Below are 23,928 nucleotides of genomic sequence, written 5' to 3' on the forward strand. Positions count from 1 at the left end.
ATTGGAATGAGATAGATAACGGACAACAGAAAGGATTGTGAATGATATGAGAAGTGATGCAGTAAAAACAGGTATGCAGCAGGCACCGCACCGTTCCCTGTTCAATGCCCTGGGAATGACAAAAGAGGAACTGGAACGGCCGTTGGTAGGTATTGTGAGTTCCTACAATGAGATTGTGCCGGGTCACATGAATCTGGACAAAATCGTGGATGCCGTAAAATTAGGTGTTGCTATGGCAGGCGGAACGCCCATTATGTTTCCGGCTATTGCTGTCTGCGACGGCATTGCCATGGGACATACGGGAATGAAGTATTCCCTGGTGACAAGGGATCTGATCGCGGATTCCACAGAGGCTATGGCTATGGCCCATCAGTTTGACGCCCTGGTCATGGTGCCAAACTGTGACAAGAACGTGCCGGGACTTCTGATGGCAGCAGCCAGGATCAATGTCCCCACTGTATTTGTGAGCGGCGGCCCCATGCTGGCAGGCCGTGTGCATGGCCAGAAGAGAAGTCTCTCCTCCATGTTTGAGGCCGTGGGCTCCTACAGCGCAGGAACCATGACAGCGGAGGAAGTGGAAGAATTTGAAAATAAAGTCTGCCCCACCTGCGGCTCCTGCTCCGGCATGTACACTGCCAACAGCATGAACTGTCTGACAGAGGTGCTGGGCATGGGATTAAAAGGAAACGGCACCATTCCGGCTGTATATTCCGAGAGGATCAAGCTTGCAAAACACGCGGGCATGCAGGTAATGGAAATGTACAGACAGAACATCCGTCCAAGGGATATCATGACAAAAGACGCCATCATGAATGCCCTGACTGTGGATATGGCACTCGGATGTTCTACCAACAGTATGCTGCATTTGCCGGCAATTGCCCATGAGATCGGATGGGATTTTGACATTACATTTGCAAATGAAGTGAGCGCAAAGACACCGAACCTGTGCCATCTGGCACCGGCAGGCCCCACCTACATAGAAGACTTGAATGAGGCCGGCGGCGTGTATGCGGTCATGAATGAACTGACCAAAAAAGATCTGCTGAACCTGGACTGCATGACAGTGACAGGAAAGACAGTGGGTGAAAATATCAAGGACTGTGTAAACAGAAATCCGGAGGTGATCCGCCCTGTAGAAAATCCCTACAGCCAGACCGGCGGCCTTGCGGTTCTCACAGGCAACCTGGCTCCGGACTGCGGCGTGGTAAAACGCTCCGCGGTCTGCGAGGAGATGATGGTACATGAAGGCCCTGCAAGGGTATTTGAGTGCGAGGAGGATGCCATTGACGCCATTAAGGGCGGTAAGATCGTGGCAGGTGATGTAGTTGTGATACGCTATGAGGGACCAAAAGGCGGCCCGGGTATGAGAGAGATGTTAAACCCCACTTCCGCCATTGCAGGTATGGGACTCGGCTCCAGCGTGGCACTGATCACGGACGGACGTTTCTCCGGTGCATCCCGCGGAGCTTCCATCGGACATATTTCCCCGGAAGCAGCCGTAGGCGGCCCCATTGCCCTTGTTAAGGAGGGAGATACCATCCGCATCAATATTCCGGAAAACAAACTGGAACTGGCCGTATCGGATGAGGAGCTGGCAAGGAGAAAGGCTGAGTGGCAGCCAAGAGAGCCTAAGGTGAACACAGGATACCTGGCACGCTATGCGGCTATGGTGACCAGCGGCAACAGAGGGGCTGTTCTGGAAATCCAGAAATAAAAAGAAAAAGAAAAGATAACGGTTGGGAGGATTTCAATATGCAGTTGACAGGAGCAGAAATAGTAATCGAATGTTTAAAAGAGCAGGGTGTAGATACCGTTTTCGGTTATCCGGGCGGAACGATTCTGAACATTTATGATGAGTTATATAAACACAGCAATGAGATTCATCACGTACTCACATCCCATGAGCAGGGTGCAGCCCATGCAGCGGACGGCTATGCCCGTTCCACAGGGAAAGTGGGTGTGTGTTTTGCAACCAGCGGCCCCGGCGCCACCAACCTGGTAACAGGTATTGCCACAGCACATATGGATTCTGTGCCTGTGGTTGCCATCACCTGTAACGTAGGTGTTCCCCTTCTGGGAAAAGACAGCTTCCAGGAGGTAGATATCGCAGGTGTGGTTATGCCGATCACAAAACACAGCTTTATCGTAAAAGACGTGAAAAAGCTGGCGAAGACCATCCGTCGTGCTTTTGTCATTGCAAAGAGCGGACGGCCCGGCCCTGTCCTTGTGGATATCACCAAGGATGTGACTGCAGCCAAGACAGAATTTGAAACTACAGTGCCAAAGCCGGTGAAACCCTATGTGGCTGAGATTGAAGAAGCAGATCTGGCTAAAGCAGCAGATATGATCCGGGAGGCAAAACGTCCCTTTATCTTTGTGGGCGGCGGAGCCATCGCGTCCAACGCCTGGGAGGAGCTGCGCACACTTGCACACAAGATCCAGGCTCCTGTGACCGATTCCCTTATGGGAAAAGGCGCATTTTCCGGCGAGGATGAGCTGTATACCGGTATGCTGGGGATGCACGGAACCAAAGCCTCCAATCTGGGTGTGACAAAATGTGACCTGCTGATCACCGTGGGTGCCAGATTCAGTGACCGTGTGACCGGCAATACCAGAAACTTTGCCAGAAATGCGAAGGTGATCCAGATAGATGTGGATGCAGCGGAGATCAATAAAAATGTGCTGGTTGACTGCAGCGTTGTGGGTGACGCCAGAGAAGTTCTGAAACGCCTGAATGATATGCTGGAGCAGAAAGAACATAAAGAGTGGCTGGGATACATAGAGGAGCTGAAAGAAAAATATCCTCTGCGCTACAACCAGGAGGGCTTAAGCGGTCCTGCCATTATCGAGGAGATCTACCGCCAGACAAAAGGCGATGCCATAATTGTAACAGAGGTGGGACAGCACCAGATGTGGGCTGCCCAGTATTACAAATATAAAACACCCCGCACCTTCCTGTCCTCTGGCGGCCTGGGAACCATGGGCTACGGCCTTGGGGCAGCCATCGGCGCCAAGATGGGCAATCCGGACAAGGTGGTCATCAATGTGGCAGGAGACGGCTGTTTCCGTATGAACATGAATGAGATCGCAACAGCCACCAGAAATGATGTACCTCTTATCCAAGTGGTCATCAATAACCAGGTGCTGGGAATGGTACGTCAGTGGCAGACGCTGTTCTATGAGGGCAGATATTCTAATACAGTATTAAAAGACAAAGTTGATTTTGTCAAATTGGCAGAGGCCATGGGAGCAGTGGGTATCCGCGTGACCACAAAAGAGGAGCTGCAGGAAGCCCTTGCAAAAGCCATCCGGTTAAATACAACGGTGGTTCTGGACTGCATGATCGACAGTGATGATAAGGTATTCCCAATGGTACCGGCAGGGGCCAACATTGAGGATGCGTTCGACGAGGAAGACCTGAAAGCAAAACAGAAATAATATGTCTTTTGTAGAAAGACAAATGTTTTTATTGACAATAATATAACAAAGAGGTAGAATACTTCTTGTCAAGCAATTTATGCCACGTGTCCCCAGAGGGGGCATGTGGCGTAACCGTTTTGAAGAGTAAATCAACAGAGGAGGAAACAACAAGTGAGCAGAGTTTATAACTTTTCAGCAGGACCGGCTGTTCTGCCGGAGGAAGTGCTGCGGGAAGCGGCAGAAGAGATGCTGGATTATAAAGGAACAGGCATGTCTGTTATGGAGATGAGCCACCGTTCCAAAGCATTCGAGGATATCATACATACTGCGGAGGCAGATTTGAGAGAGCTGCTGCATATTCCGGATAACTATAAAGTATTATTTCTGCAGGGCGGTGCCCATCAGCAGTTTGCCATGATCCCCATGAACCTGATGAAAAACAAAGTGGCTGACTACATCGTAACAGGCCAGTGGGCGAAAAAAGCATGGCAGGAGGCACAGAAGTACGGGACAGCCAACAAGATTGCGTCCTCTGAGGATAAAACTTTCTCCTACATTCCGGACTGTTCCGACCTTCCCATCAGCCCGGATGCGGATTATGTGTACATCTGCGAGAACAATACGATATACGGAACAAAATTTAAAACACTGCCGGACACAAAGGGCAAGACCCTGGTGGCGGACGTTTCCTCCTGTTTCCTCTCCGAACCGATGGACGTGGAGAAATACGGTATTATTTACGGCGGCGCGCAGAAGAATATCGGCCCTGCAGGTGTGGTGATCGCCATCATCCGTGAGGATCTGATCACAGAGGATGTGCTTCCGGGAACACCGACCATGCTGACCTATAAGACACATGCGGACGCGGAGTCCTTATACAATACACCGAACTGCTACGGCATTTACATGTGTGGCAAGGTATTTCAGTGGCTGAAAAAACAGGGCGGCCTGAAAGCCATGAAAGAGCACAATGAGAAAAAAGCAAAGATCCTGTATGATTTCCTGGATGAGAGCGTAATGTTCAAAGGTACCGTGGAACCGGCTTCCCGTTCCCTTATGAATGTTCCCTTTGTCACAGGAGATAAGGATTTGGATGCGAAATTTATCAAAGAGGCCCAGGCGGCAGGCTTTGTGAATCTGAAAGGCCACAGAAGCGTAGGCGGCATGCGTGCCAGCATTTACAATGCCATGCCCATAGAGGGCGTGGAGGCTCTGGTTGCCTTTATGAAAAAATTTGAAAAGGAGAATGCTTGATCATGTACAGATATCACTGTTTAAATCCCATTTCCAGCGTAGGACTGGAGCATTTCCCGGCAAAATACGAGAGCACGGACAATATGTCTGATGCGGATGCCGTGCTGGTGAGAAGTGCAAACATGCATGAGATGGAGCTTCCGAAGAATGTGGTTGCCATTGCCAGAGCAGGTGCCGGCGTCAACAATATTCCGCTGGAAGAGTGCGCAAAGGACGGCGTGGTAGTCTTCAACACACCGGGAGCAAATGCCAATGGTGTAAAGGAGATGGTCATTGCCGGAATGCTGCTGGCATCCAGGGATATAGTGGGCGGTATCGAGTGGCTGGAGCACCAGGAAGCCACAGAGGATATCGGAAAGCTGGCTGAAAAGAAGAAAAAACAGTTTGCCGGCTGTGAGATCAGCGGCAGAAAGCTGGGTATCATCGGTCTTGGCGCCATCGGTGTAAAAGTGGCAAATGCCGCGGTACATCTGGGAATGGAAGTCTATGGATATGACCCCTTCATCTCCGTGGATGCTGCGTGGAACCTTTCCAGAAGCATTCACCACATCAATGACCTGAATGTGATCTACAAGGAATGCGATTATATCACCATTCACGTGCCGCTGATGGAATCCACAAGAAAGATGATCGGCGCGGATGAGATCGCCCAGATGAAAGAGGGCGTGGTTATCCTGAACTTCGCAAGAGATCTTCTGGTGGATGAGGAAGCTCTGGCGGAGGCCCTGAAAGAGGGAAAAGTGAAAAAATACGTGACAGACTTTGCCAACCCTCTTGTGACCAGTACCCCGAATACCCTGGTAACTCCTCATCTGGGAGCATCCACAGAGGAATCCGAGGACAACTGTGCTGTCATGGCTGTCAGACAGCTTATGGACTATCTGGAAAACGGAAATATCAAGAATTCCGTAAACTATCCGGATTGTGATACAGGGGCCTGTGTGGACGTGGGAAGAGTGACGATCAACCACAAAAATATTCCGAACATGATCAGCCAGTTCACAAAAGTGCTGGGTGATGCAGGCGTGAATATCTCCAACATGACCAACAAGAGTAAAGGCGATTTCGCCTATACTATGATCGACGTTTCCACACCGATTTCCGGAGACGTGGCAAAAGAGCTGAAAAAGATTCATGGTGTTTACCGCGTGCGTATTGTGAAATGACCCTTTTAAAAGAATAGACGGATATGGGCCTGTCCTGAGACTGTGGTTTCAGGGCGGGCCCTTTTGTGGATATTCCGGAAATTATATATATTATCCTGTCGTTACCACTATGGAGATAAATAAACCAGGGTCGAAAAAAGCACCAGCGGGGAAAGAGTCAAGGCAATCCCCGTCTGGTGTTTTTTTAATACCTCTGTCAGTCATAAATCCGCCGGAAAGTGTGCAAATTATTGTGCCTATTTCATTGTATTTTAAGACTATATACGGTATAATTTTATTATGGCGTTATAAATAGGCATCAATATATTTGGGGTGTGAAAATGAGCAGAAAAATAAAAAAACCGAAAACATTCATACAGAAGAGAATCCGCAGTGCAAAGCGGATGAAATCTTTTTTTGGCGCGCTTGGCAGAAACCGCAGGCGTCTGGGAAAGGTATTCAATGGTGTCTGCGAAGTTGCTGCCCGCGTTATGGAGAAAAAACTATAAAGGAGATTTGATAATGGCGGTAGTTAAACCATTTTGTGCAGTGCGTCCCCAGGAGAACCTGGCATCTAAAATTGCCGCACTGCCATATGATGTATATAACAGAAAAGAGGCGAAAGAGGAGACCGAAAAAAATCCATATTCCTTTCTGAAGATTGACCGTCCGGAGACACAGTTTCCGGATGATACGGATATGTACGCTCCTGAGGTGTACAAACAGGCCCGCAGGATATTCTGGAAGATGATGGAGGACGGGGACTTTCTGCAGGATGTGGACCCCAATTTTTATCTATATGAGCTTACCAGAAACGGGCATGTGCAGACAGGAATCGTGGCATGTGCGTCGATTGACGATTACTTAAACGGTGTCATCAAAAAACATGAGAACACCAGAGTGGAAAAAGAGCTGGACCGCATCCGCCATGTGGATGTGCTGGAGGCGCAGACAGGGCCTATTTTCCTGGCCTACCGTGCCAATGCGGATTTTAAGCATCTGATGGATGTGAAGAAAAAGGATTTTCCCATTTTCGACTTTGTATCAGAGGACGGCATCCGTCACAGAGGATGGATGATCTATGAGTCAGCCATGATCCACAAGTTAGAGAAGACCTTTCAGGCCATGGACAGCATATATATCGCAGACGGCCATCACAGGGCGGCCTCAGCCATCAAAGCAGGTCTGAAGAGACGCCGGGAGAATCCCAATTATACGGGCAGGGAGCCCTTTAATTACTTTCTGTGTACCCTGTTTGCAGATGAGGAACTGGAAATCCTGGATTACAACCGTGTGGTAAAAGACTTAAACGGATATTCCGCGGAAGAGTTCCTGGAAAAAATAAAGGAGCGCTTTACCGTGTCCGAACCGGGAACAGAGGCAGTATCGCCCCGGGAAAAAGGCGAATTCGGTATGTATCTGGAGGACAGATGGTATAAACTTAAGATAAAGGAAGAATACCGGGCTACAGATGTGGTGGACGGACTGGATGTGGCATTGCTTCAGAATAACCTTCTGGAACCTGTGCTGGGGATCCGGGAGCCGGCAAAAGACCCCCGGATTGATTTTATCGGGGGAATCCGGGGACTGGGTGAGCTGGAAAAACGTGTGCAGACAGACTGTAAGGCAGCCTTTTCCATGTATCCCACTTCCATGGCAGAGCTTTTTGCGGTTGCGGACGCAGGAAAGCTGATGCCGCCGAAATCCACCTGGTTTGAGCCAAAGCTGAGAAGCGGGCTGTTTATTCACAGGATATAGACTATGACAGAGAATTTATTTGATAAAATTGACCGCTTAGAGGCAGGAGAGTCCCTGGACAGGGAGAGCTATATCGCGCTGATCGAAAAGCGGAATGAGGAACTTGCCGGATATCTGTTCGGCAAAGCAGCCGGGATGCGGGAGAAATATTACGGAAACCGCATTTATATCAGAGGGCTGATCGAGTTTACCAATTACTGCAGAAATGACTGTTATTACTGCGGAATCCGAAAAGGAAACCGAAAGGCAGAGCGTTACCGCCTGGGCAGGGAGGAAATCCTGGAGTGCTGCCGGAAAGGTTATGTTCTTGGGTTCAGAACTTTTGTGCTGCAGGGCGGAGAGGACCCTTGGTATACGGATGACAGGATCGCAGAGCTGGTCCGGGACATAAAAAAGGAGCACAGCGACTGCGCAGTGACGCTCTCCGTGGGGGAAAAGGAGAGAGAAGCTTATCAGAAGTTTTTTGATGCAGGGGCAGACAGATATCTGCTCAGGCATGAGACTGTATGCGAGGAACATTACCGCACGCTGCATCCCCCCTCCATGTCTTATGCTCACAGACAGGAATGTCTGAGAAATCTAAAGGACATTGGATTTCAGACAGGATGCGGATTTATGGTAGGAACGCCGGGGCAGACGGCTGAGAACCTGGCTGATGAACTGCTGTTTTTGAAAGAATTCCAGCCTGCCATGGTGGGAATCGGGCCTTTCATCCCCCACAGGGACACTCCATTTGGAACAAAGGCCCCGGGGAGTGCAGAGCTTACTCTGTATCTTCTGGGATTGATCCGCCTGCTGCTTCCGAAAGTCCTGCTTCCGGCCACAACTGCCCTTGGAACCATTTCCGATGACGGGCGGGAGAAAGGCATACTGGCAGGAGCCAATGTGGTTATGCCGAATTTATCGGCTTCACTGGTACAGGGGAAATATGAACTGTACGACCATAAAATTTATACCGGCGCAGAAAATGCCGCCGAACTGGAACTTCTTCGCAGCCGAATGAAGAAAATCGGCTGTGAAGTGACTGTAGACCGGGGGGACACCAAAATGTACACCCGGTAAAGAGAAAAGGAGAGGGTAAAAATGAATTACAATCCGAAATCACTGAAAGCAGAGGAATTTATTTCCCATGAGGAAATCCAAGAGACACTTGCCTACGCTGAGGCAAATAAGCACAATGAAGCGCTTATTGACCAGATCCTTGAGAAGGCAAAGCTCAGAAAGGGACTCACCCACAGGGAGGCATCCGTACTGCTTGACTGCGACATAGAGGAGAAAAACCAGGAGATTTACAAACTGGCTGAACAGATTAAAAAGGATTTCTACGGAAACCGGATTGTTATGTTTGCGCCCCTTTATCTGTCCAATTACTGTATCAACGGCTGCGTGTACTGTCCTTATCACAGAAAAAACAAACACATAGCCAGAAAGAAACTGACGCAGGAAGAGATCGTAAAAGAGGTAACCGCTCTGCAGGATATGGGCCACAAGCGCCTTGCTCTGGAAGCAGGGGAGGACCCGGTCAACAATCCCATTGAATACATACTGGAGAGCATTAAGACCATATACAGCATCAAACATAAAAACGGCGCAATCCGCCGTGTCAATGTAAATATCGCGGCCACCACAGTGGAGGATTACAGGAAATTAAAAGACGCCGGCATCGGTACCTATATTCTGTTCCAGGAGACCTACCATAAGGAGAGCTACAAAAAACTGCATCCCACAGGACCGAAGAGCAATTATGATTACCACACAGAAGCCATGGACAGAGCCATGGAGGGCGGCATTGACGATGTGGGACTAGGTGTACTGTTTGGGCTTGAGATGTACCGCTATGAATTTGCCGGTCTTCTCATGCACGCGGAGCATCTGGAGGCGGTTCACGGAGTCGGCCCGCATACCATCAGCGTTCCGAGGGTAAAACACGCAGATGATATCGATCCGTCTGCTTTTGACAACGGTATTGATGATGATATTTTCGCGAAACTGGTTGCCTGCATCCGAATCGCAGTGCCTTACACCGGTATGATCATCTCCACAAGAGAGAGTAAGGAGTGCAGGGAGAGAGTGCTTCACCTTGGCATTTCCCAGATCAGCGGTGCTTCCAGGACAAGCGTGGGCGGCTACAGCGAACCGGAACCGGAGGATGAGAACTCCGAGCAGTTTGATGTGTCAGACAAGCGAACCCTGGATGAGGTGGTGCACTGGCTGATGGACATGAAATATATCCCCAGCTTCTGTACTGCATGTTACAGGGAAGGAAGAACCGGTGATCGTTTCATGAGCCTGTGCAAGACAGGACAGATTCAGAACTGCTGCCACCCCAATGCCCTGATGACCCTGAAAGAGTTCCTTATGGATTACGCAAGCCCTGAGACAAGAAAAATCGGAGAAGAACTGATCCGGTCAGAACTTGTGAACATTCCAAGGGAAAGAACAAGAGAGATCGTGGTGGAACGCCTGGCAAAGATTGAGAACGGGGAGAGAGATTTCCGTTTCTGAGAGGAGGATATACATGAGCCTGAACGCAGCACCCTCTGCAAACAGGGTACATATCAGCTTTTTCGGGCGGCGCAACACCGGAAAGTCCAGTCTGCTCAACGCAGTCACAGGGCAGGAGATGGCAGTGGTATCGGATGTGAAGGGAACCACCACCGACCCGGTGCAGAAAGCCATGGAGCTTCTGCCCATAGGTCCTGTTTTGTTTATCGACACGCCGGGTATGGATGATGACCAGGAAGGCCTGGGCGCTCTCCGGGTAAAAAAGGCGGAGCAGGTGCTCCACAAAACAGACGTGGCAGTCCTGGTGGTGGAGGCGGGAAAAGAACTGGTCCCCATGGAACTACAGCTCATAGATCTCTTTGAAAAGAGAAAGCTGCCGTATCTTGTGGTATACAATAAAATGGATCTGCTGGCAGAGGAGAGAGAACCGAAGACAGATCATGAAATCTACGTGAGTGCCGGACAGGGTGTTCACATTACTGAACTGAAGGAAAAGCTGGGAAGCCTTGCAAAGGAAGGGCAGGAACGTCCTCTTGTAAAAGACCTGGTGTCACCGGGGGACTTTGTGCTCCTGGTGATCCCCATTGATAAAGCGGCACCGAAAGGGAGGCTGATCCTGCCTCAGCAGCAGGTGATCAGAGAACTGTTGGATACAGGTGCAGTTCCCCTTGCCGTGCAGGATGACAGGGTGGAGGATGTACTTGGACGTCTGGGAGAAAAACCGCGGCTTGTCATTACAGACAGCCAGGTGTTCGGGAAGGTGGACAAAGCGGTTCCGGCTGATATCCCTCTTACTTCCTTTTCCATACTGTTCGCACGGTATAAAGGGATCCTGGACGGCGCGCTGGAGGGTGCCTATGCCCTTGACCGTCTGGAGGACGGGGACAAAGTGCTGATCAGTGAGGGCTGTACCCATCACCGGCAGTGCAATGATATCGGTACGGTGAAAATGCCCCGCTGGATTGAGGCGCATACCGGGAAAAAGCCTGACTTTGCATTTACCTCAGGAACCGGTTTTCCGGAGGATCTGACACCATATCGGCTGGTGGTACACTGCGGAGGCTGTATGCTCAATGAGCGGGAGATGCAGTGGCGCAGGAACCAGGCTGGCCTGCAGGGTGTGCCTATGACAAATTACGGTATAGCCATTGCGCATATGAACGGTATTTTGCAGCGGAGCCTGGAAATATTCCGGTGATCAGTAAATATGCGGGAGGGCAGTTTAATGGAGTATGTTCCAATTGATGAGACAAACCGGGAACGCGTCAATGAATTCATAGAGAGCCAGTGGCTCACAACAGAGATGGTCATTCGCGGCAGAGTTGTGGATATGACCGGGACAGACGGCATTGTTGTCTGGGAAAAGGGAAACATTGTGGGCCTTCTCACATACCTGATCCGGGACGGTATCTGTGAGATCATATCCCTGGACAGCCGTCAGGAGGGCCGGGGGATCGGAAGAAACCTGATCGAAAAGGTAAAAGAGACAGCAGAAAAGAAAAAATGCAGAAGGCTTGTGGTGATCACCACAAATGACAACATTCAGGCTATCCGCTTTTACCAGCGCTGCGGATTTGATATGTCACATCTGTACCACAATGCCCTGAACTTTTCAAGAAAGCTGAAACCGGAGATCCCTCTGATTGGGGCAAATGGAATTTTGCTGATGCATGAGATTGAATTTGCGATGGATCTGCAGCCGGGAAGGAACAGATAAAGAATCCGGCAGCAGAAAGGAAGAAAGGGGAGGATAAAAATTGTTTGCAGATTACAGCAATAGCCTGGTGAATTTATCCTGCTCTGTATTAAAAAGATTCGGCGCAGAATACGGTCATAAGACTTTGCCCTGTGCGGATGAATGGATGGGAAAGGGATTCAGGAACGTTGTTGTGGTCCTGCTGGACGGCATGGGATGCGAGGCGATTGACTTCCATCTGAAAGAGGATGGATTCTTCAGAAGCCATTACAGATGCGGGATCTCCTCCGTCTTTCCGCCTACGACAACGGCTGCCACCACGACTATGGAGAGCGGTCTGACACCGGCAGAGCATGGATGGCTGGGATGGAGCCTGTATTTTGGCGAAATCCATAAAGTTGTGAATGCCTTTACCAATCAAGACCAATATGAAAGGTGCGCAGCGGAAGATTACCATGTTGCCAGCCGTTTTATCCCTTACACAAAGATATATGACAAGATAAACCGGGCGGGAGTCGGACATGGATACAGTGTGTCCCATTTCGGCACGAATAAAATAGAAACCCTGGATGAAATGTGTGAGGAGATACAGAGGCTATGCGGGCAGGAGGACGAAAAGTACATCTATGCCTATTGGGAGGAACCGGACAGCACCATGCATGACCAGGGATGCCACAGTGAATGTGTGACAAGGGAATTAGAGTATCTGGAAGGGAAAATCGCCCGGATGTCCGACAGACTGGAGGATATACTTCTGATCGTGACAGCAGACCATGGGCATATAGATCTGTCGCATTATATTCTCACAGACTATCCGGACATATTGGAAATGCTGAGGCTTCCCATATCTGTGGAGGCCAGGGCAGCGGCCTTCTATGTGAAGGAGGAATTCAGGGAAGAATTTCCAAAAAGATTCCTCAGACATTTCGGAGAGGAGTTTCTGCTTTTCTCCGCCAAGGAGATGCGGGAGAAGCAGATATTCGGTGATGGGACACCCCGTGAAAGGTTTCGTGAACTGGCCGGTGATTTTCTGGCTGTGGCAACTGCGGATAAGGGATTTGCCTGGTCCAGAAATCTGCCCATGTTTCGTTCAAACCATGCGGGCATGACAGAACAGGAAATGATGGTACCGCTCATTGTAGTGGAAAAGCAATAATTTCTGATATAACAGGAAAAAGGACATGCTGATGACCCAAAAACGTTGTCAGCATGTCCTTTTTTTGCTGCTGTGAAACCTTTCCGGATCTCACAGCAGCCATTTTTATACAGCAGCTTTAATAGCTGTCATTGTGCAGCAGTTCGTGCTCTTTTCCTTTTAACAGGGTATCATACAGAGACATAACCAGCGGGTTCTCATCCGCCTTGCGGATACTGGTCACATTGTCTGCTTTGTAGAGGCCGTCTTTTCTGGCCGCTTTTGTGCGGTCTCCGGCTCTCGGCGGCTGTCCGCCTCCCATGATACATCCGCGGCGGCATGCCATGATCTCCACAATGTGGTAGTGGGCTTCGCCGCTCTTGATCTTCTCCATAACCTTCTGTGCATTGGCCAGGCCGCTGGCAACACATACATTCAGCGGAATACCTTTGTAGGTGACAGAGAATTCCTTGATGCCCTCTTCCCCGCGGGCACCTGTCTCAGCTACGGTATCCATGGTTGCCTTGTCGTGTTTGTCTGCAAAACGGCGGAGCATGGCTTCTGTCACACCGCCGGTTACGCCGAAGATAACACCGGCGCCGGAACCAAAGCCGAATGGCATGTCGCAGGCTTCCGGAATCAGAGTCGGGAACTCAATGCCGGAGTTTTTGATCATACGGATCAATTCTGTTGTTGTGATGACAATATCCGTGTTCTGCTCTCCGTGGGTAAAGCTGTTTGGACGGATGGCCTCCATCTTCTTGGCTGTACACGGCATGATGGACACAACAACGGTCTTCTTGCCCTGGTTTTTCTCATATCCCCTGTAGTATTCCTTGATGACTGCGGAGAACATTTCCTGAGGAGAACGGCAGGTAGAAAGATTGTCTTTGTATTCCGGATACTGGTCACAGAGGAATTTCACCCATGCCGGACAGCAGGAGGTGAAAAGAGGAAGCTTGGAACTGTCTCCCAGACGCTCCAGGAATTCCTTGGATTCTTCCATGATGGTTAAGTCCGCACTGAACGCGGTATCGTAAACTTCATCAAATCCCATGCGGTGCAGAACGGCTACCAGTTTGCCCATAACACTGTTTCCCTTGTCCAGGCCAAAGGCATCGCCGACTGCCACACGTACGGCAGGCGCTACCTGAGCCACAACTCTTGTATTCGGATCAGCAATCGCTTCCCATACTTCGTCCATATGGGTCTTGATGCTGATCGCGCCGGTAGGACAGTAAATACGGCACTGACCGCAGCTTACGCAGTCGGTCTCTGCCAGAGTCTTGTTAAAGGCCGGCATTGCCATGGCGTCTGTTCCTCGGAACGCGAAGCCTAAGACGCCCAGTCCCTGAATCTCGGAACAGGCACGCACACAGTCGCCGCAGAGAATACATTTGTTGGGGTCCCTGACAATGGAGGGAGAGCTGGTATCCAGCGGACGGATTTCCCTTGTGTTCTGGAAACGCACATCCGTAATATTCATTCTGTGGGCCAGATCCTGCAGTACGCACTCGCCGCTCTTTACACAGGTGGTACAGTCACGGCAGTGGGCGGAGAGCAGAAGCTCCACAATCAGTTTTCTGTATTTTTTGATCCTTCCGGAATTGGTATAGATGACCATTCCATCTCTGGGAACCTCTGAGCAGGAGGCAAAGGTACGTCCCCTGTCATCCTCCACAGTACAGAGCCGGCAGGCGCCGAAGGTGGAAACCTCAGAGTGATAGCAGAGTGTCGGAAGATTGATCCCGGCTTTCCGGATGACGGAAAGCACATTTTTTTCGTCGGTAAATTCAACTTTTCTACCGTCAATCGTCATAAATCCCATATTAAAACCCTCCTATGCTTCCACGTAAATGGCATCAAAGGCACAGTTGTCTTTGCAGGCACCGCACTTGATACACAATTCGTTGTCAATATTATAAGCTTGCTTGCGCACACCGGTGATGGCACCAACCGGGCAGTTCTTGGCACATTTACCGCAGCCTTTACAGAACTCAGGATTGATGACAAAGCGGCGCATAGCAGTACAGCATTTGGCAGCGCATTTGTGGTCTAAAATGTGCTCCTCATACTCATTTCGGAAGGTCTTTAATGTGCTGATAACAGGAAGCGGAGCACTCTTTCCGAGTCCGCACAGAGCCATATTCTTAACCATGGCTGCCAGCTCTTCCAGGGTATCCAGATCCTCGATGACGCCTTTGCCGTCTACGATGCGTTCCAGGATCTCCAGCATACGTTTGGTTCCTTCACGGCAGGGAACACACTTTCCGCAGGATTCCCTCTGGGTAAAGCTCATGAAGAAACGGGCAACCTCTACCATACAGGTGTTTTCGTCCATGACAACCAGTCCGCCGGAACCCATGATGGCATCGTATTTTTTTACACTGTCAAAATCCAGACCTACATCCAGATGCTCCGCCGTAAGACATCCGCCGGAGGGACCGCCGATCTGTACGGCTTTGAATTCTCCGCCTCCCTTGATGCCGCCGCCGATATCATAGATCATCTCGCGCAGGGTAGTTCCCATGGGAACCTCAATGAGGCCTGTGTTCTCAATGGAGCCGGTGATGGAAAAGGTCTTTGTTCCGGGACTTCCCTCTGTTCCGATGGTGCGGAACCAGTCAGCACCCTTCATGACGATACCGGGCACATTGGCGAAGGTCTCCACATTGTTCAGGACTGTGGGTTTGGCCCAGAGTCCCTGGTCTACAGTTCTTGGCGGTTTAACACGGGGCATACCTCTGTCACCTTCGATGGAAGCGGTCAGGGCAGAACCTTCACCGCAGACGAATGCACCGGCACCGCGGTTGATATGCATATGGAAGCAGAAATCTGTTCCCAGAATATTATCTCCGAGCAGGCCCTTTTCCTCAGCCTGTGCAATGGCGTGGGTGAGCCGCTCTACAGAGAGGGGGTATTCCGCACGTACATAGATATAACCGTCCTGTGCATTCACTGCATAGGCGGCTATGGTCATACCTTCGATCAGACGGTAGGGGTCACCTTCCATAACGCTTCCATCCATGAATGCGCCCGGGTCACCCTCGTCGCCGTTACAGACAACATAGTGTTCTTTTACATCTGTGTGGGCAGCTACCTGTTTCCATTTCTTTCCGGTGGGGAATCCGCCGCCGCCTCTTCCGCGCAGGCCGGATTTGTCCACTTCGTCGATGACATCTCTCGGAGACATGTCAAAGATGGCTTTTGACAGGGCACTGTAACCGCCGGATGCTATGTATTCGTCCAGAGACTCCGCGTCAAAACGTCCGCAGTTTTCCAGAGTGATCCTGGTCTGCTTTGCAATGAAGGGGATGTCATCCGGTGTGGGGAAGGAGTCCTCGCCTTTTTTGTAGAACAGGCGTTCCACAGGTTCTTTGTTCAGGACTGTGCGTTTGAAGATCTCTTCACAGTCGTCCATCTGAACCTTTACATATTGATAATGCAGGGGCTCGATTCTCATCAGGGGTCCCAGTTCGCAGATACCCTGGCAGCCTGTCTTCACAACTCCGATGTGAGGAACATGGCCGTCAAATTCTACGGAAACACCGGGCATGTCTTTACAGAGTTCCTGCATTTTTTCGTAGATTTTCTGTGAGCCGGTAGCAACACAGCCGGTTCCGGCGCAGATCAGGATACGGCATTCATAAGAATCAATCTGTTTTTGTGCAGCCTCCTGCTCTCTTTTCAGAGCCTCTCTGTTTTCGATAATCATACGCTATCACCTCTCAATTCTGTGAGTAATTCCAATGCTTTTTCCGGCGTCATAGTGGGGTGTACTTCATTGTTCACGGTGAGTGTAGGAGCCAGCCCGCAGGCACCCAGGCAGGAAACAGTCTCCACAGTGAAAAGCATATCGTCTGTGGTATGTTTTTTCTTGCTCAGGCCCAGCTCTTTTTGAAGGGCTTCCAGAATGGGCATGGATTTGCGGACATGGCAGGCAGTTCCGTCACAGACTTTGATAATGTATTTTCCCTTGGGTTCAAAGGAAAAGTTTTCGTAAAATGTGGCAACACTGTAGGCTTTGGCCTCTTTTACCCCAATCTCTTTTGCCACGTAGGTCAGTAGTTCGCCTGGCAGATAACGGTATTCTGCCTGAATGTCCTGCATGATGGGAATCAGTGCACTTGGCTTGCGGCCGTAATGGCTGATGATTTCGTCCGTCTTCTGGTAGTAGCTCTTGTCAAGCATTCAGATACCTCCTTTAGATTTAATCATTCATGACAACAGTAAATTCACCGCAGGTGATTTCTGTTGCCTACAGTACACTTCCGCATGTGCTTTGGGTATTTTTGCACATATACCTGTTCCCCTAATTATATAATGCCGGGAGGAAATACACAATAAATATTTTGAAAAAAACACGGAAATATACAAATTGGTTAATGGTAATATCCGCGTCAGCGCATATTTTATATTTTGCAGCGGCAGGATGTTCGGATGATCCAAATACGGAATGTCTTTCAGGCTGCTCCGTCAGGGATTAAAAAGGATCATATGCAGTATTGCGGTCTCATTGCCGGTATTTTTATAGGAATGGACAGTATCGGCCCTAAATCGTATGCTTTCGCCCTTTTCGACCATAAATCTCTGGCTGTCAGCATGAATTTCGATTTTGCCCGAGAAGACAGTGATAAATTCAGTGGTTCCCTTTAAGTGCGGTTCGGATTCCCAATAACTCCCCTGGTCTAATTCCAGATAATAGACTGCAAATCTACGGTTCTCGTTATCCGGGAAAAGGGAGTAGTTTTTTACTTTTCCGTCATCTTCAAGCAATGGCTGCACTTCAGATGTTTTTACGATCTCATATGGACTCTTTGGGCGAACGGTCAATGCGTCAAATGGTACTTTCATTCCATTTGAAATTTTCCATAATGTAGAAAGCGTCGGGTTTCCGTCACCGCGTTCGATCTGCGCAAGCATACTCTTACTGACACCGCTTAATTTTGCAAGCTCGTCCATGCTTAATTTCTTTTCTTCACGCAATCGTTTAATATTTTTAGCAACTATTGTATTCATTGAATCCATGATATGGTTCTCCTCTCTTGACAATATAATGCACATGATGTATTATTATATCGTACTAGTGCGATATAATAACTGTTTTGTATCATTATACGATTTCAGCTTGGGCTTGTAAAGAGGAAAGGAGATATGTCTATGATTCTAAATCTTGAAGAAGAAGGTGAAATGTTCAAAGAATACAACAAAGGTGACTGCTCAAAATGCTGTGAGGTTCTTCTGCGGACATACGGTAGAAATGAGCAATAGAAAGGATGCATTATGTTCCGTTTATACGATTTTCTGATTTATTGTTTTATTACGGCTTACACACCGGGTGCCAACAATCTGCTTTCCATGAGTAATGCCATACGGCTGGGATTTCGCCGAAGCATTCGCTTTAACTTGGGCATACTGGCCGGATTTGCAGTCGTTATGTCTGTTTGCACCGTCTTCAGCGCAACACTCTATTCCTTTCTTCCTAAGGTAAAGATGGTCATGCAGATCCTGGGCGCTGCTTATATGCTGTACCTTGCATGGAAGGTCTGGAAGAGTTCTGCGGAGGTAAATACGGAAGGCGGGAAGGAGGCTGGTTTTATTTCCGGCATGGTACTGCAATTTATCAATCCTAAAATTTACATTTACGCAATCACGGCAATGTCGCTTTATATCCTGCCGGTTTATCATTCCGGCACGGCACTGGCCGGATTTACTGCCGTACTGTCTCTGATCGGTGCTTCCGGTTCTTTTATATGGGCGCTTTTCGGGGCGGCATTTTGTAAATTCTTCTCCAGACATACGAAGCTGGTAAACGCTGTTATGGCTCTTTTACTTATTTACTGCGCTGTTTCTTTGTTTCTTTGATCCTTTGTCCGTGGTCCCGATGAGCAAATATCCGTGAAGAGGAAGAGATGCGAAAAGGTTAAAACGGAGCGGCAAAATGCAGTGTGGCAGGGGCACCGGACGGAGGGAAAAGAGTGCGCCTGTTTTCATTGACAAAGAAGAACTGCCTGTGCTAGTATCAAACATAACCAGTTACCCTTTGGGCATTCCCAGGCGCCGGGAAGCCGCAGGATTTTTGAAAAGGTAACGAAATACGAATTGCAGTCGGAAAACCAGCAGTCAGAAAAGGAGAATTGACATGGCATTTTATTATGAGGAGCCGTCCAGAACATTTAGCGAATATCTTCTGATTCCGGGGTATTCGTCCACACATTGTGTGCCGTCCAAAGTGGATCTGAAAACACCTCTGGTGAAATACAAAAAAGGGGAGGAACCGGCACTGACTATCAACATTCCCATGGTCTCTGCAATCATGCAGTCTGTCTCAGATGACAATCTGGCCGTAGCCCTTGCCCAGGAGGGCGGTATTTCCTTTATCTACGGTTCCCAGCCGGTTGAAAAGCAGGCGGAGATGGTGGAAAAGGTAAAACGTTACCGTGCCGGTTTCGTGGTCAGTGACTCTAACGTGTCGCCGGAGATGACCCTTCAGGATGTGCTTCGTCTTACGGAACAGACGGGCCACTCTACCATAGCTGTCACGGAGGATGGTTCACCGGGGGGAAAGCTGCTCGGCATTGTCACCAATAAGGATTACCGGGTAAGCCGCATGAACCTGGACTTAAAGGTAAAAGAATTTATGACAAAACTGGACGACCTTGTATATGCAGACGAGGAGACGACTCTGAAGGAGGCCAATGATATCATCTGGGAGCACAAGATAAACTGTCTGCCTCTTGTGAATAAGAACCGGGAACTGGTGTATCTTGTTTTCAGGAAGGATTACGATACACACAAGAAAAATGAAAATGAACTGATTGACAGCCATAAGCGCTACATGGTAGGGGCAGGAATCAACACCAGGGATTACGAGACGCGTGTTCCGGCACTGATCGGGGCGGGAGCCGATATTCTGTGTATTGACAGCTCGGAAGGCTTTTCAGAGTGGCAGAAGATCACGATTGACTATATCAGGAAAAATTATGGAAATGATGTAAAGGTAGGTGCCGGAAATGTGGTGGACGCGGAAGGATTCCGCTTCCTGGCTGAGGCAGGGGCTGACTTTGTCAAGGTGGGAATCGGCGGCGGTGCTATCTGTATTACCCGCGAACAGAAAGGCATCGGCAGAGGACAGGCCACTGCATTGATCGAGGTGGCAAAGGCCAGGGATGCGTATTTTGAAGAGACGGGAATCTATATTCCCATCTGCTCTGACGGCGGAATCGTCCACGATTATCATATTACCCTGGCGCTGGCTATGGGTGCTGACTTTATTATGCTGGGAAGGTATTTTGCCAGATTTGACGAAAGCCCTACCAAGAAGGTTAATATCAACGGCAGCTATATGAAGGAATACTGGGGTGAGGGCAGCGCGCGGGCCAGAAACTGGCAGCGGTATGATATGGGAGGCGAGAAAAAACTTTCTTTTGAGGAAGGTGTGGATTCTCTGGTACCCTATGCAGGAAGTCTGAAGGATAATGTAAACCTGACTCTGAGCAAGGTCCGCTCTACTATGTGCAACTGCGGAGCGCTCACCATTCCGGAGCTTCAGGAAAAAGCTAAGATCACACTGGTTTCCGCTACAAGTATTGTTGAGGGCGGCGCACATGATGTGTTGCTGCGGGATCAGAGATAAATTTATGAGACAGATTCTGTAAAAGAGGGGGTTCTGATGACGGAACCTGCTTTTGCGGAATCTGTTTTTTTCTGGTATCGCGCGCCGTTTTCATCCAAGGTTTACTTTTTAACGCTTTAATGATAAAATGTAACAAAAGGAGGGTGTTTTATGTCTGACAAATTATATGAATTGATGGATTGGCCGGAAATAGAGGCTGTTGTATATTCTGAGGAAAGCGAACCGCGCCGTATTTTGGGACCGAGAGTGACAGAAGACGGTATTTTGATCCAGTGTTTTGTGCCGGGCGCTGTGCAGGCAAGAATTCTGCTCACAAAGGAAAAAGAGACTTACGATATGGTCATGGAGGATGAGGCAGGCTTTTTCGCTGTGCTGATTCCGGGAAATAAAATACCGAAATATAAAGTGGAAATCCAGGATGGGGAAGGAAACAAAAAACAGTTTTATGATCCCTATGCTTTTACATCTAAAATCAGCCTTGACGAGGAACAGCAGTTCTGTGCAGGCATCTGTTATGATATCTATGAAAAACTGGGCGCGCATACCATGACGATCAATGGTGTGTCCGGTGTGTATTTTGCAGTCTGGGCACCGAATGCGATTCGTGTTTCCGTGGTTGGTGATTTTAACCACTGGGATGGCAGGGCGCATCAGATGAACCGCCTGGCTGTGTCAGGGATTTTTGAGATATTTATACCCGGGATCAAACCGGGCGCCTTATATAAATATGAGATCAAGGCAAAAGGTTCCCTGGTATACTTAAAGGCAGATCCCTACGGAAACCAGGCGGAGCTGCGTCCGAAAACAGCCTCCATAGTAGCAGATCTGAACCATTACCGTTGGCAGGATGACCAGTGGTTAAAAGACAGGAAACGTGTCAATGACGAGAAGAAGCCCATGCTGGTCTATGAGATGCATCTCGGTTCCTGGATAAAACCTGAGGAAGAGGGAAAACTGTTCTGTAATTACCGGGATATCGCGCCAAAGCTTGCTGAGTATTTAAAGGATATGGGTTACACACATGTGGAGCTTATGCCGGTTATGGAACATCCCTTTGACGCCTCCTGGGGATATCAGGTGACAGGATATTATGCGCCTACCAGCAGATACGGCACCTGTGAGGATTTTATGTATTTCATGGATTATCTGCATCAGCAGGGCATCGGTGTGATCCTTGACTGGGTACCGGCACATTTTCCGAAAGATACCCCGGGACTTCCGAATTTTGACGGCACCTGTCTGTATGAGCATTTAGACCCGAGACAGGGTATGCATCCCCATTGGGGAACACTGATCTACAATTACGGAAGGCCGCAGGTTAGAAATTTCCTTATTTCCAATGCACTTTTCTGGGTAGAGAAATTCCATGCAGATGGTATCCGTATGGACGCGGTGGCTTCCATGCTGTATCTGGATTACGGAAAGAATGACGGGGAATGGGTTCCAAACATTTACGGCGGCAATGAGAATCTGGAAGCCATAGAATTTTTAAAACATTTGAATTCCATTTTTAAGAAGAGACATCCGGATGCACTTCTCATAGCAGAGGAATCCACGGCATGGCCTAAGATCACGGGCAGCATTGAGGATGACGGCCTGGGCTTTGATATGAAGTGGAATATGGGCTGGATGAATGACTTTATTGACTATATGAAAAAGGATCCGCTGTTCAGAGGCGGTGCCCACGATGAGCTTACATTCAGTATGGTGTATGCCTACAGTGAAAAGTTCCTTTTAAGTCTGTCACACGATGAGGTGGTGCATTTAAAAGGCTCCCTTCTTATGAAAATGCCGGGTGACAAGGAGCAGAAGTTCGCGAATCTCCGTGCTGCCTATGGATTTATGGCTGTTCATCCCGGCAAGAAGCTGTTGTTCATGGGACAGGAGTTTGCCCAGGAGAGAGAGTGGTCTGAGGAGAGAAGCCTTGACTGGGAGCTTCTGGAACAGCCGGATCATCAGCAGTTTAAAAATTATGTGAAGGCACTCTGGAACTTCTATAAGGAACAGCCGGCTCTGTATGAGATGGATTACGATACAGAGGGATTTGAGTGGATCAACCACATGGAATCCGAGAAAAATATGCTGACCTTTATCAGGAAGACGAAAAAGAAAGAGGAGTTGCTGGTGATCGTGTGCAATTTCTCACCTCTTTCGTACGAAAAATACCAGATGGGCGTTCCGTATCCGGGCAAATATAAAGAAATCTTCAACAGTGATGCAGCAGAATTCGGCGGAACCGGCGTGAGAAATGCCAGAGCAAAATCCTCCAAACGGGCAGAGCATGACGAGAGAAAGAATTCTATCGTTATTGATGTTGCGCCGTTGTCTGTACAGATATTCTCCTACATAAAAGAGGAGAAAAAGACGACAGCAAAGACCGGTGCAAAGAAAACCGTGAAGGAGACAACGTCTGCAAAATCTGCGGAAAAGGGTAAAACCAGGGCTGCCAGAGCAGAAAAGGCTGCTGAGAGCCGGGAAAATCCTGCAGTTTCAAAAGTCCGGGCAGAGTTAGAACAGAAGATCGAAGAAGAGCGTAAAAAGGAGCTGGAGCAGCAGGCGCTGAGTATCGCGGCGGCAGCAGAGGCTGTCAAAGCGGATGCGGTATCCAAAAAGGAGACAGGAATAGGCGCCGAGGCGGAAAACATCGGGACGAATGCAAAGAGCAGTAAGGCTGAGGCAGGAAAGAACGACAAGGCGCTGACAGCAAAAGCCGGAGCTAAAAAAACAGCATCCAAGAAGACAGCAGGAACAAGAGCAAAAAAGGCGGCAGCCAAAACGGGAACAGAGAAGGCAGCCGGGGCTAAGGCTAAAAAAGCTGCAGCCGGGACAGCGGCTGAGAAAGTAGAAGTGAAAGCGGAAGCTGAAAAAACCATGGCTAAGCCGGAGAATGAGAAGATAGAGGCAAAGCCGGATGCTAAAAAGATAGCGGCAAAGCCAGACGCTAAAAAGATAGAGGCAAAGCCGGAAGCTGAAAAGATAGAGGCAAAGCCAGATGCTAAAAAGATAGCAGCAAAGCCGGAAGCTGAAAAAATAGAGGCAAAGCCAGACGCTAAAAAGATAGAGGCAAAGCCGGACGCGGAGAAGATAGAAGCGAGGCCGGAAGCTAAAAAGATAGAGGCAAAGCCGGACGCGGAGAAGATAGAAGCGAAGCCGGAAGCTAAAAAGATAGCGGCAAAGCCGGATGCAGAGAAGATAGAAGCGAAGCCGGAAGCTGAAAAGATAGCAGCAAAACCGGAAGCGGAGAAGATAGAAGCCAAGCCGGAAGCTGAAAAGATAGCAGCAAAACCAGAGGCCGAGAAAATAGCAGCAAAACCGGAAGCCGGCAAAACAGCTTCCAAAAAGGGAACAACGAGAAAGACGACCGGAAAAAAATAAGGAT

The 23,928-nt window shown here is 49.1% G+C and carries 18 protein-coding genes; 14 read left to right on the plus strand and 4 right to left on the minus strand.

Annotation, left to right across the window (positions count from 1 at the left end):
• Nucleotides 1-46: 46 nt before the first annotated feature.
• The 11 genes from ilvD (at nt 47) to MUB35_RS13405 (ending at nt 12,934) form a co-directional block, all read left to right on the plus strand.
• Nucleotides 47-1,714 carry a dihydroxy-acid dehydratase gene (ilvD, locus tag MUB35_RS13355; RefSeq protein WP_244806362.1) on the plus strand — a complete coding sequence of 556 codons (1,668 nt, stop codon included), beginning with the start codon at nt 47-49 and terminating at the stop codon, nt 1,712-1,714.
• Between the two features lie 38 nt (nt 1,715-1,752).
• Nucleotides 1,753-3,438, plus strand: coding sequence for a biosynthetic-type acetolactate synthase large subunit (gene ilvB, locus MUB35_RS13360; protein WP_033143498.1), 1,686 nt, complete (start codon nt 1,753-1,755; stop codon nt 3,436-3,438).
• Between the two features lie 153 nt (nt 3,439-3,591).
• A complete protein-coding gene (gene serC / locus MUB35_RS13365; protein WP_103731469.1) occupies nt 3,592-4,674 on the plus strand; it encodes a 3-phosphoserine/phosphohydroxythreonine transaminase in 1,083 nt (360 codons plus the stop codon).
• A gap of 2 nt (nt 4,675-4,676) precedes the next feature.
• Nucleotides 4,677-5,840 carry a phosphoglycerate dehydrogenase gene (locus MUB35_RS13370; RefSeq protein WP_033143496.1) on the plus strand — a complete coding sequence of 388 codons (1,164 nt, stop codon included), beginning with the start codon at nt 4,677-4,679 and terminating at the stop codon, nt 5,838-5,840.
• Between the two features lie 320 nt (nt 5,841-6,160).
• Complete coding sequence (locus MUB35_RS13375) at nt 6,161-6,328, plus strand: hypothetical protein (RefSeq protein ID WP_156120899.1); 168 nt, start codon at nt 6,161-6,163, stop codon at nt 6,326-6,328.
• Between the two features lie 13 nt (nt 6,329-6,341).
• Entirely contained in the window at nt 6,342-7,577 is a 1,236-nt protein-coding gene (locus MUB35_RS13380) for a DUF1015 domain-containing protein (protein WP_244806363.1), read from the plus strand.
• A gap of 3 nt (nt 7,578-7,580) precedes the next feature.
• Nucleotides 7,581-8,639 (plus strand): [FeFe] hydrogenase H-cluster radical SAM maturase HydE, encoded by a 1,059-nt coding sequence (gene hydE / locus MUB35_RS13385; protein WP_244806364.1) that lies wholly within the window; start codon nt 7,581-7,583, stop codon nt 8,637-8,639.
• Between the two features lie 21 nt (nt 8,640-8,660).
• On the plus strand, nt 8,661-10,082 hold the full coding sequence (hydG, locus tag MUB35_RS13390; RefSeq protein ID WP_148392939.1) for a [FeFe] hydrogenase H-cluster radical SAM maturase HydG: 1,422 nt from the start codon (nt 8,661-8,663) through the stop codon (nt 10,080-10,082).
• Nucleotides 10,083-10,095: 13 nt separating this feature from the next.
• Nucleotides 10,096-11,280, plus strand: a complete 1,185-nt coding sequence (gene hydF, locus MUB35_RS13395) for a [FeFe] hydrogenase H-cluster maturation GTPase HydF (RefSeq protein ID WP_033143492.1) — start codon at nt 10,096-10,098, stop codon at nt 11,278-11,280.
• 27 nt (nt 11,281-11,307) lie between these two features.
• Complete coding sequence (locus MUB35_RS13400) at nt 11,308-11,799, plus strand: GNAT family N-acetyltransferase (RefSeq protein ID WP_033143491.1); 492 nt, start codon at nt 11,308-11,310, stop codon at nt 11,797-11,799.
• 40 nt (nt 11,800-11,839) lie between these two features.
• Nucleotides 11,840-12,934 carry an alkaline phosphatase family protein gene (locus tag MUB35_RS13405; RefSeq protein WP_244806365.1) on the plus strand — a complete coding sequence of 365 codons (1,095 nt, stop codon included), beginning with the start codon at nt 11,840-11,842 and terminating at the stop codon, nt 12,932-12,934.
• Nucleotides 12,935-13,052: 118 nt separating this feature from the next.
• Here the strand turns inward: MUB35_RS13405 and MUB35_RS13410 are convergent, their stop codons facing one another.
• The 4 genes from MUB35_RS13410 to MUB35_RS13425 form a co-directional block, all read right to left on the minus strand.
• Entirely contained in the window at nt 13,053-14,741 is a 1,689-nt protein-coding gene (locus MUB35_RS13410; RefSeq protein ID WP_033143489.1) for a [FeFe] hydrogenase, group A, read from the minus strand.
• 12 nt (nt 14,742-14,753) lie between these two features.
• Entirely contained in the window at nt 14,754-16,628 is a 1,875-nt protein-coding gene (locus MUB35_RS13415) for an NADH-ubiquinone oxidoreductase-F iron-sulfur binding region domain-containing protein (protein ID WP_103731467.1), read from the minus strand.
• Nucleotides 16,625-17,104: an NADH-quinone oxidoreductase subunit NuoE family protein gene (locus MUB35_RS13420; protein ID WP_033143487.1), complete on the minus strand. Its 480-nt coding sequence runs from the start codon at nt 17,102-17,104 to the stop codon at nt 16,625-16,627. Before MUB35_RS13420 ends, MUB35_RS13415 begins: the two co-directional genes overlap by 4 nt.
• A 285-nt stretch (nt 17,105-17,389) precedes the next feature.
• Complete coding sequence (locus tag MUB35_RS13425; protein ID WP_033143486.1) at nt 17,390-17,941, minus strand: helix-turn-helix domain-containing protein; 552 nt, start codon at nt 17,939-17,941, stop codon at nt 17,390-17,392.
• A gap of 255 nt (nt 17,942-18,196) precedes the next feature.
• Between MUB35_RS13425 and MUB35_RS13430 the strand changes: the two genes are divergently transcribed.
• The 3 genes from MUB35_RS13430 (at nt 18,197) to glgB (ending at nt 23,924) form a co-directional block, all read left to right on the plus strand.
• Nucleotides 18,197-18,778, plus strand: a complete 582-nt coding sequence (locus MUB35_RS13430) for a LysE family transporter (RefSeq protein WP_054352365.1) — start codon at nt 18,197-18,199, stop codon at nt 18,776-18,778.
• A gap of 277 nt (nt 18,779-19,055) precedes the next feature.
• A complete protein-coding gene (locus tag MUB35_RS13435; protein WP_054352366.1) occupies nt 19,056-20,549 on the plus strand; it encodes an IMP dehydrogenase in 1,494 nt (497 codons plus the stop codon).
• Between the two features lie 150 nt (nt 20,550-20,699).
• Nucleotides 20,700-23,924 carry a 1,4-alpha-glucan branching protein GlgB gene (gene glgB / locus MUB35_RS13440; protein ID WP_244806366.1) on the plus strand — a complete coding sequence of 1,075 codons (3,225 nt, stop codon included), beginning with the start codon at nt 20,700-20,702 and terminating at the stop codon, nt 23,922-23,924.
• Nucleotides 23,925-23,928 lie beyond the last annotated feature (4 nt).

The organism is Blautia sp. NSJ-175 (assembly GCF_022867815.1).
Taxonomy (GTDB): Bacteria; Bacillota; Clostridia; order Lachnospirales; family Lachnospiraceae; genus Blautia; species Blautia celeris.

Coding starts and splice junctions, on each gene's coding strand:
- ilvD (WP_244806362.1), top strand. CDS start 47: ATGAGAAGTGATGCAGTAAAAACAGGTATGCAGCAGGCACCGCACCGT.
- ilvB (WP_033143498.1), top strand. CDS start 1,753: ATGCAGTTGACAGGAGCAGAAATAGTAATCGAATGTTTAAAAGAGCAG.
- MUB35_RS13370 (WP_033143496.1), top strand. CDS start 4,677: ATGTACAGATATCACTGTTTAAATCCCATTTCCAGCGTAGGACTGGAG.
- MUB35_RS13375 (WP_156120899.1), top strand. CDS start 6,161: ATGAGCAGAAAAATAAAAAAACCGAAAACATTCATACAGAAGAGAATC.
- MUB35_RS13380 (WP_244806363.1), top strand. CDS start 6,342: ATGGCGGTAGTTAAACCATTTTGTGCAGTGCGTCCCCAGGAGAACCTG.
- hydE (WP_244806364.1), top strand. CDS start 7,581: ATGACAGAGAATTTATTTGATAAAATTGACCGCTTAGAGGCAGGAGAG.
- hydG (WP_148392939.1), top strand. CDS start 8,661: ATGAATTACAATCCGAAATCACTGAAAGCAGAGGAATTTATTTCCCAT.
- hydF (WP_033143492.1), top strand. CDS start 10,096: ATGAGCCTGAACGCAGCACCCTCTGCAAACAGGGTACATATCAGCTTT.
- MUB35_RS13400 (WP_033143491.1), top strand. CDS start 11,308: ATGGAGTATGTTCCAATTGATGAGACAAACCGGGAACGCGTCAATGAA.
- MUB35_RS13410 (WP_033143489.1), bottom strand. CDS start 14,741: ATGGGATTTATGACGATTGACGGTAGAAAAGTTGAATTTACCGACGAA.
- MUB35_RS13415 (WP_103731467.1), bottom strand. CDS start 16,628: ATGATTATCGAAAACAGAGAGGCTCTGAAAAGAGAGCAGGAGGCTGCA.
- MUB35_RS13420 (WP_033143487.1), bottom strand. CDS start 17,104: ATGCTTGACAAGAGCTACTACCAGAAGACGGACGAAATCATCAGCCAT.
- MUB35_RS13425 (WP_033143486.1), bottom strand. CDS start 17,941: ATGGATTCAATGAATACAATAGTTGCTAAAAATATTAAACGATTGCGT.
- MUB35_RS13430 (WP_054352365.1), top strand. CDS start 18,197: ATGTTCCGTTTATACGATTTTCTGATTTATTGTTTTATTACGGCTTAC.
- MUB35_RS13435 (WP_054352366.1), top strand. CDS start 19,056: ATGGCATTTTATTATGAGGAGCCGTCCAGAACATTTAGCGAATATCTT.
- glgB (WP_244806366.1), top strand. CDS start 20,700: ATGTCTGACAAATTATATGAATTGATGGATTGGCCGGAAATAGAGGCT.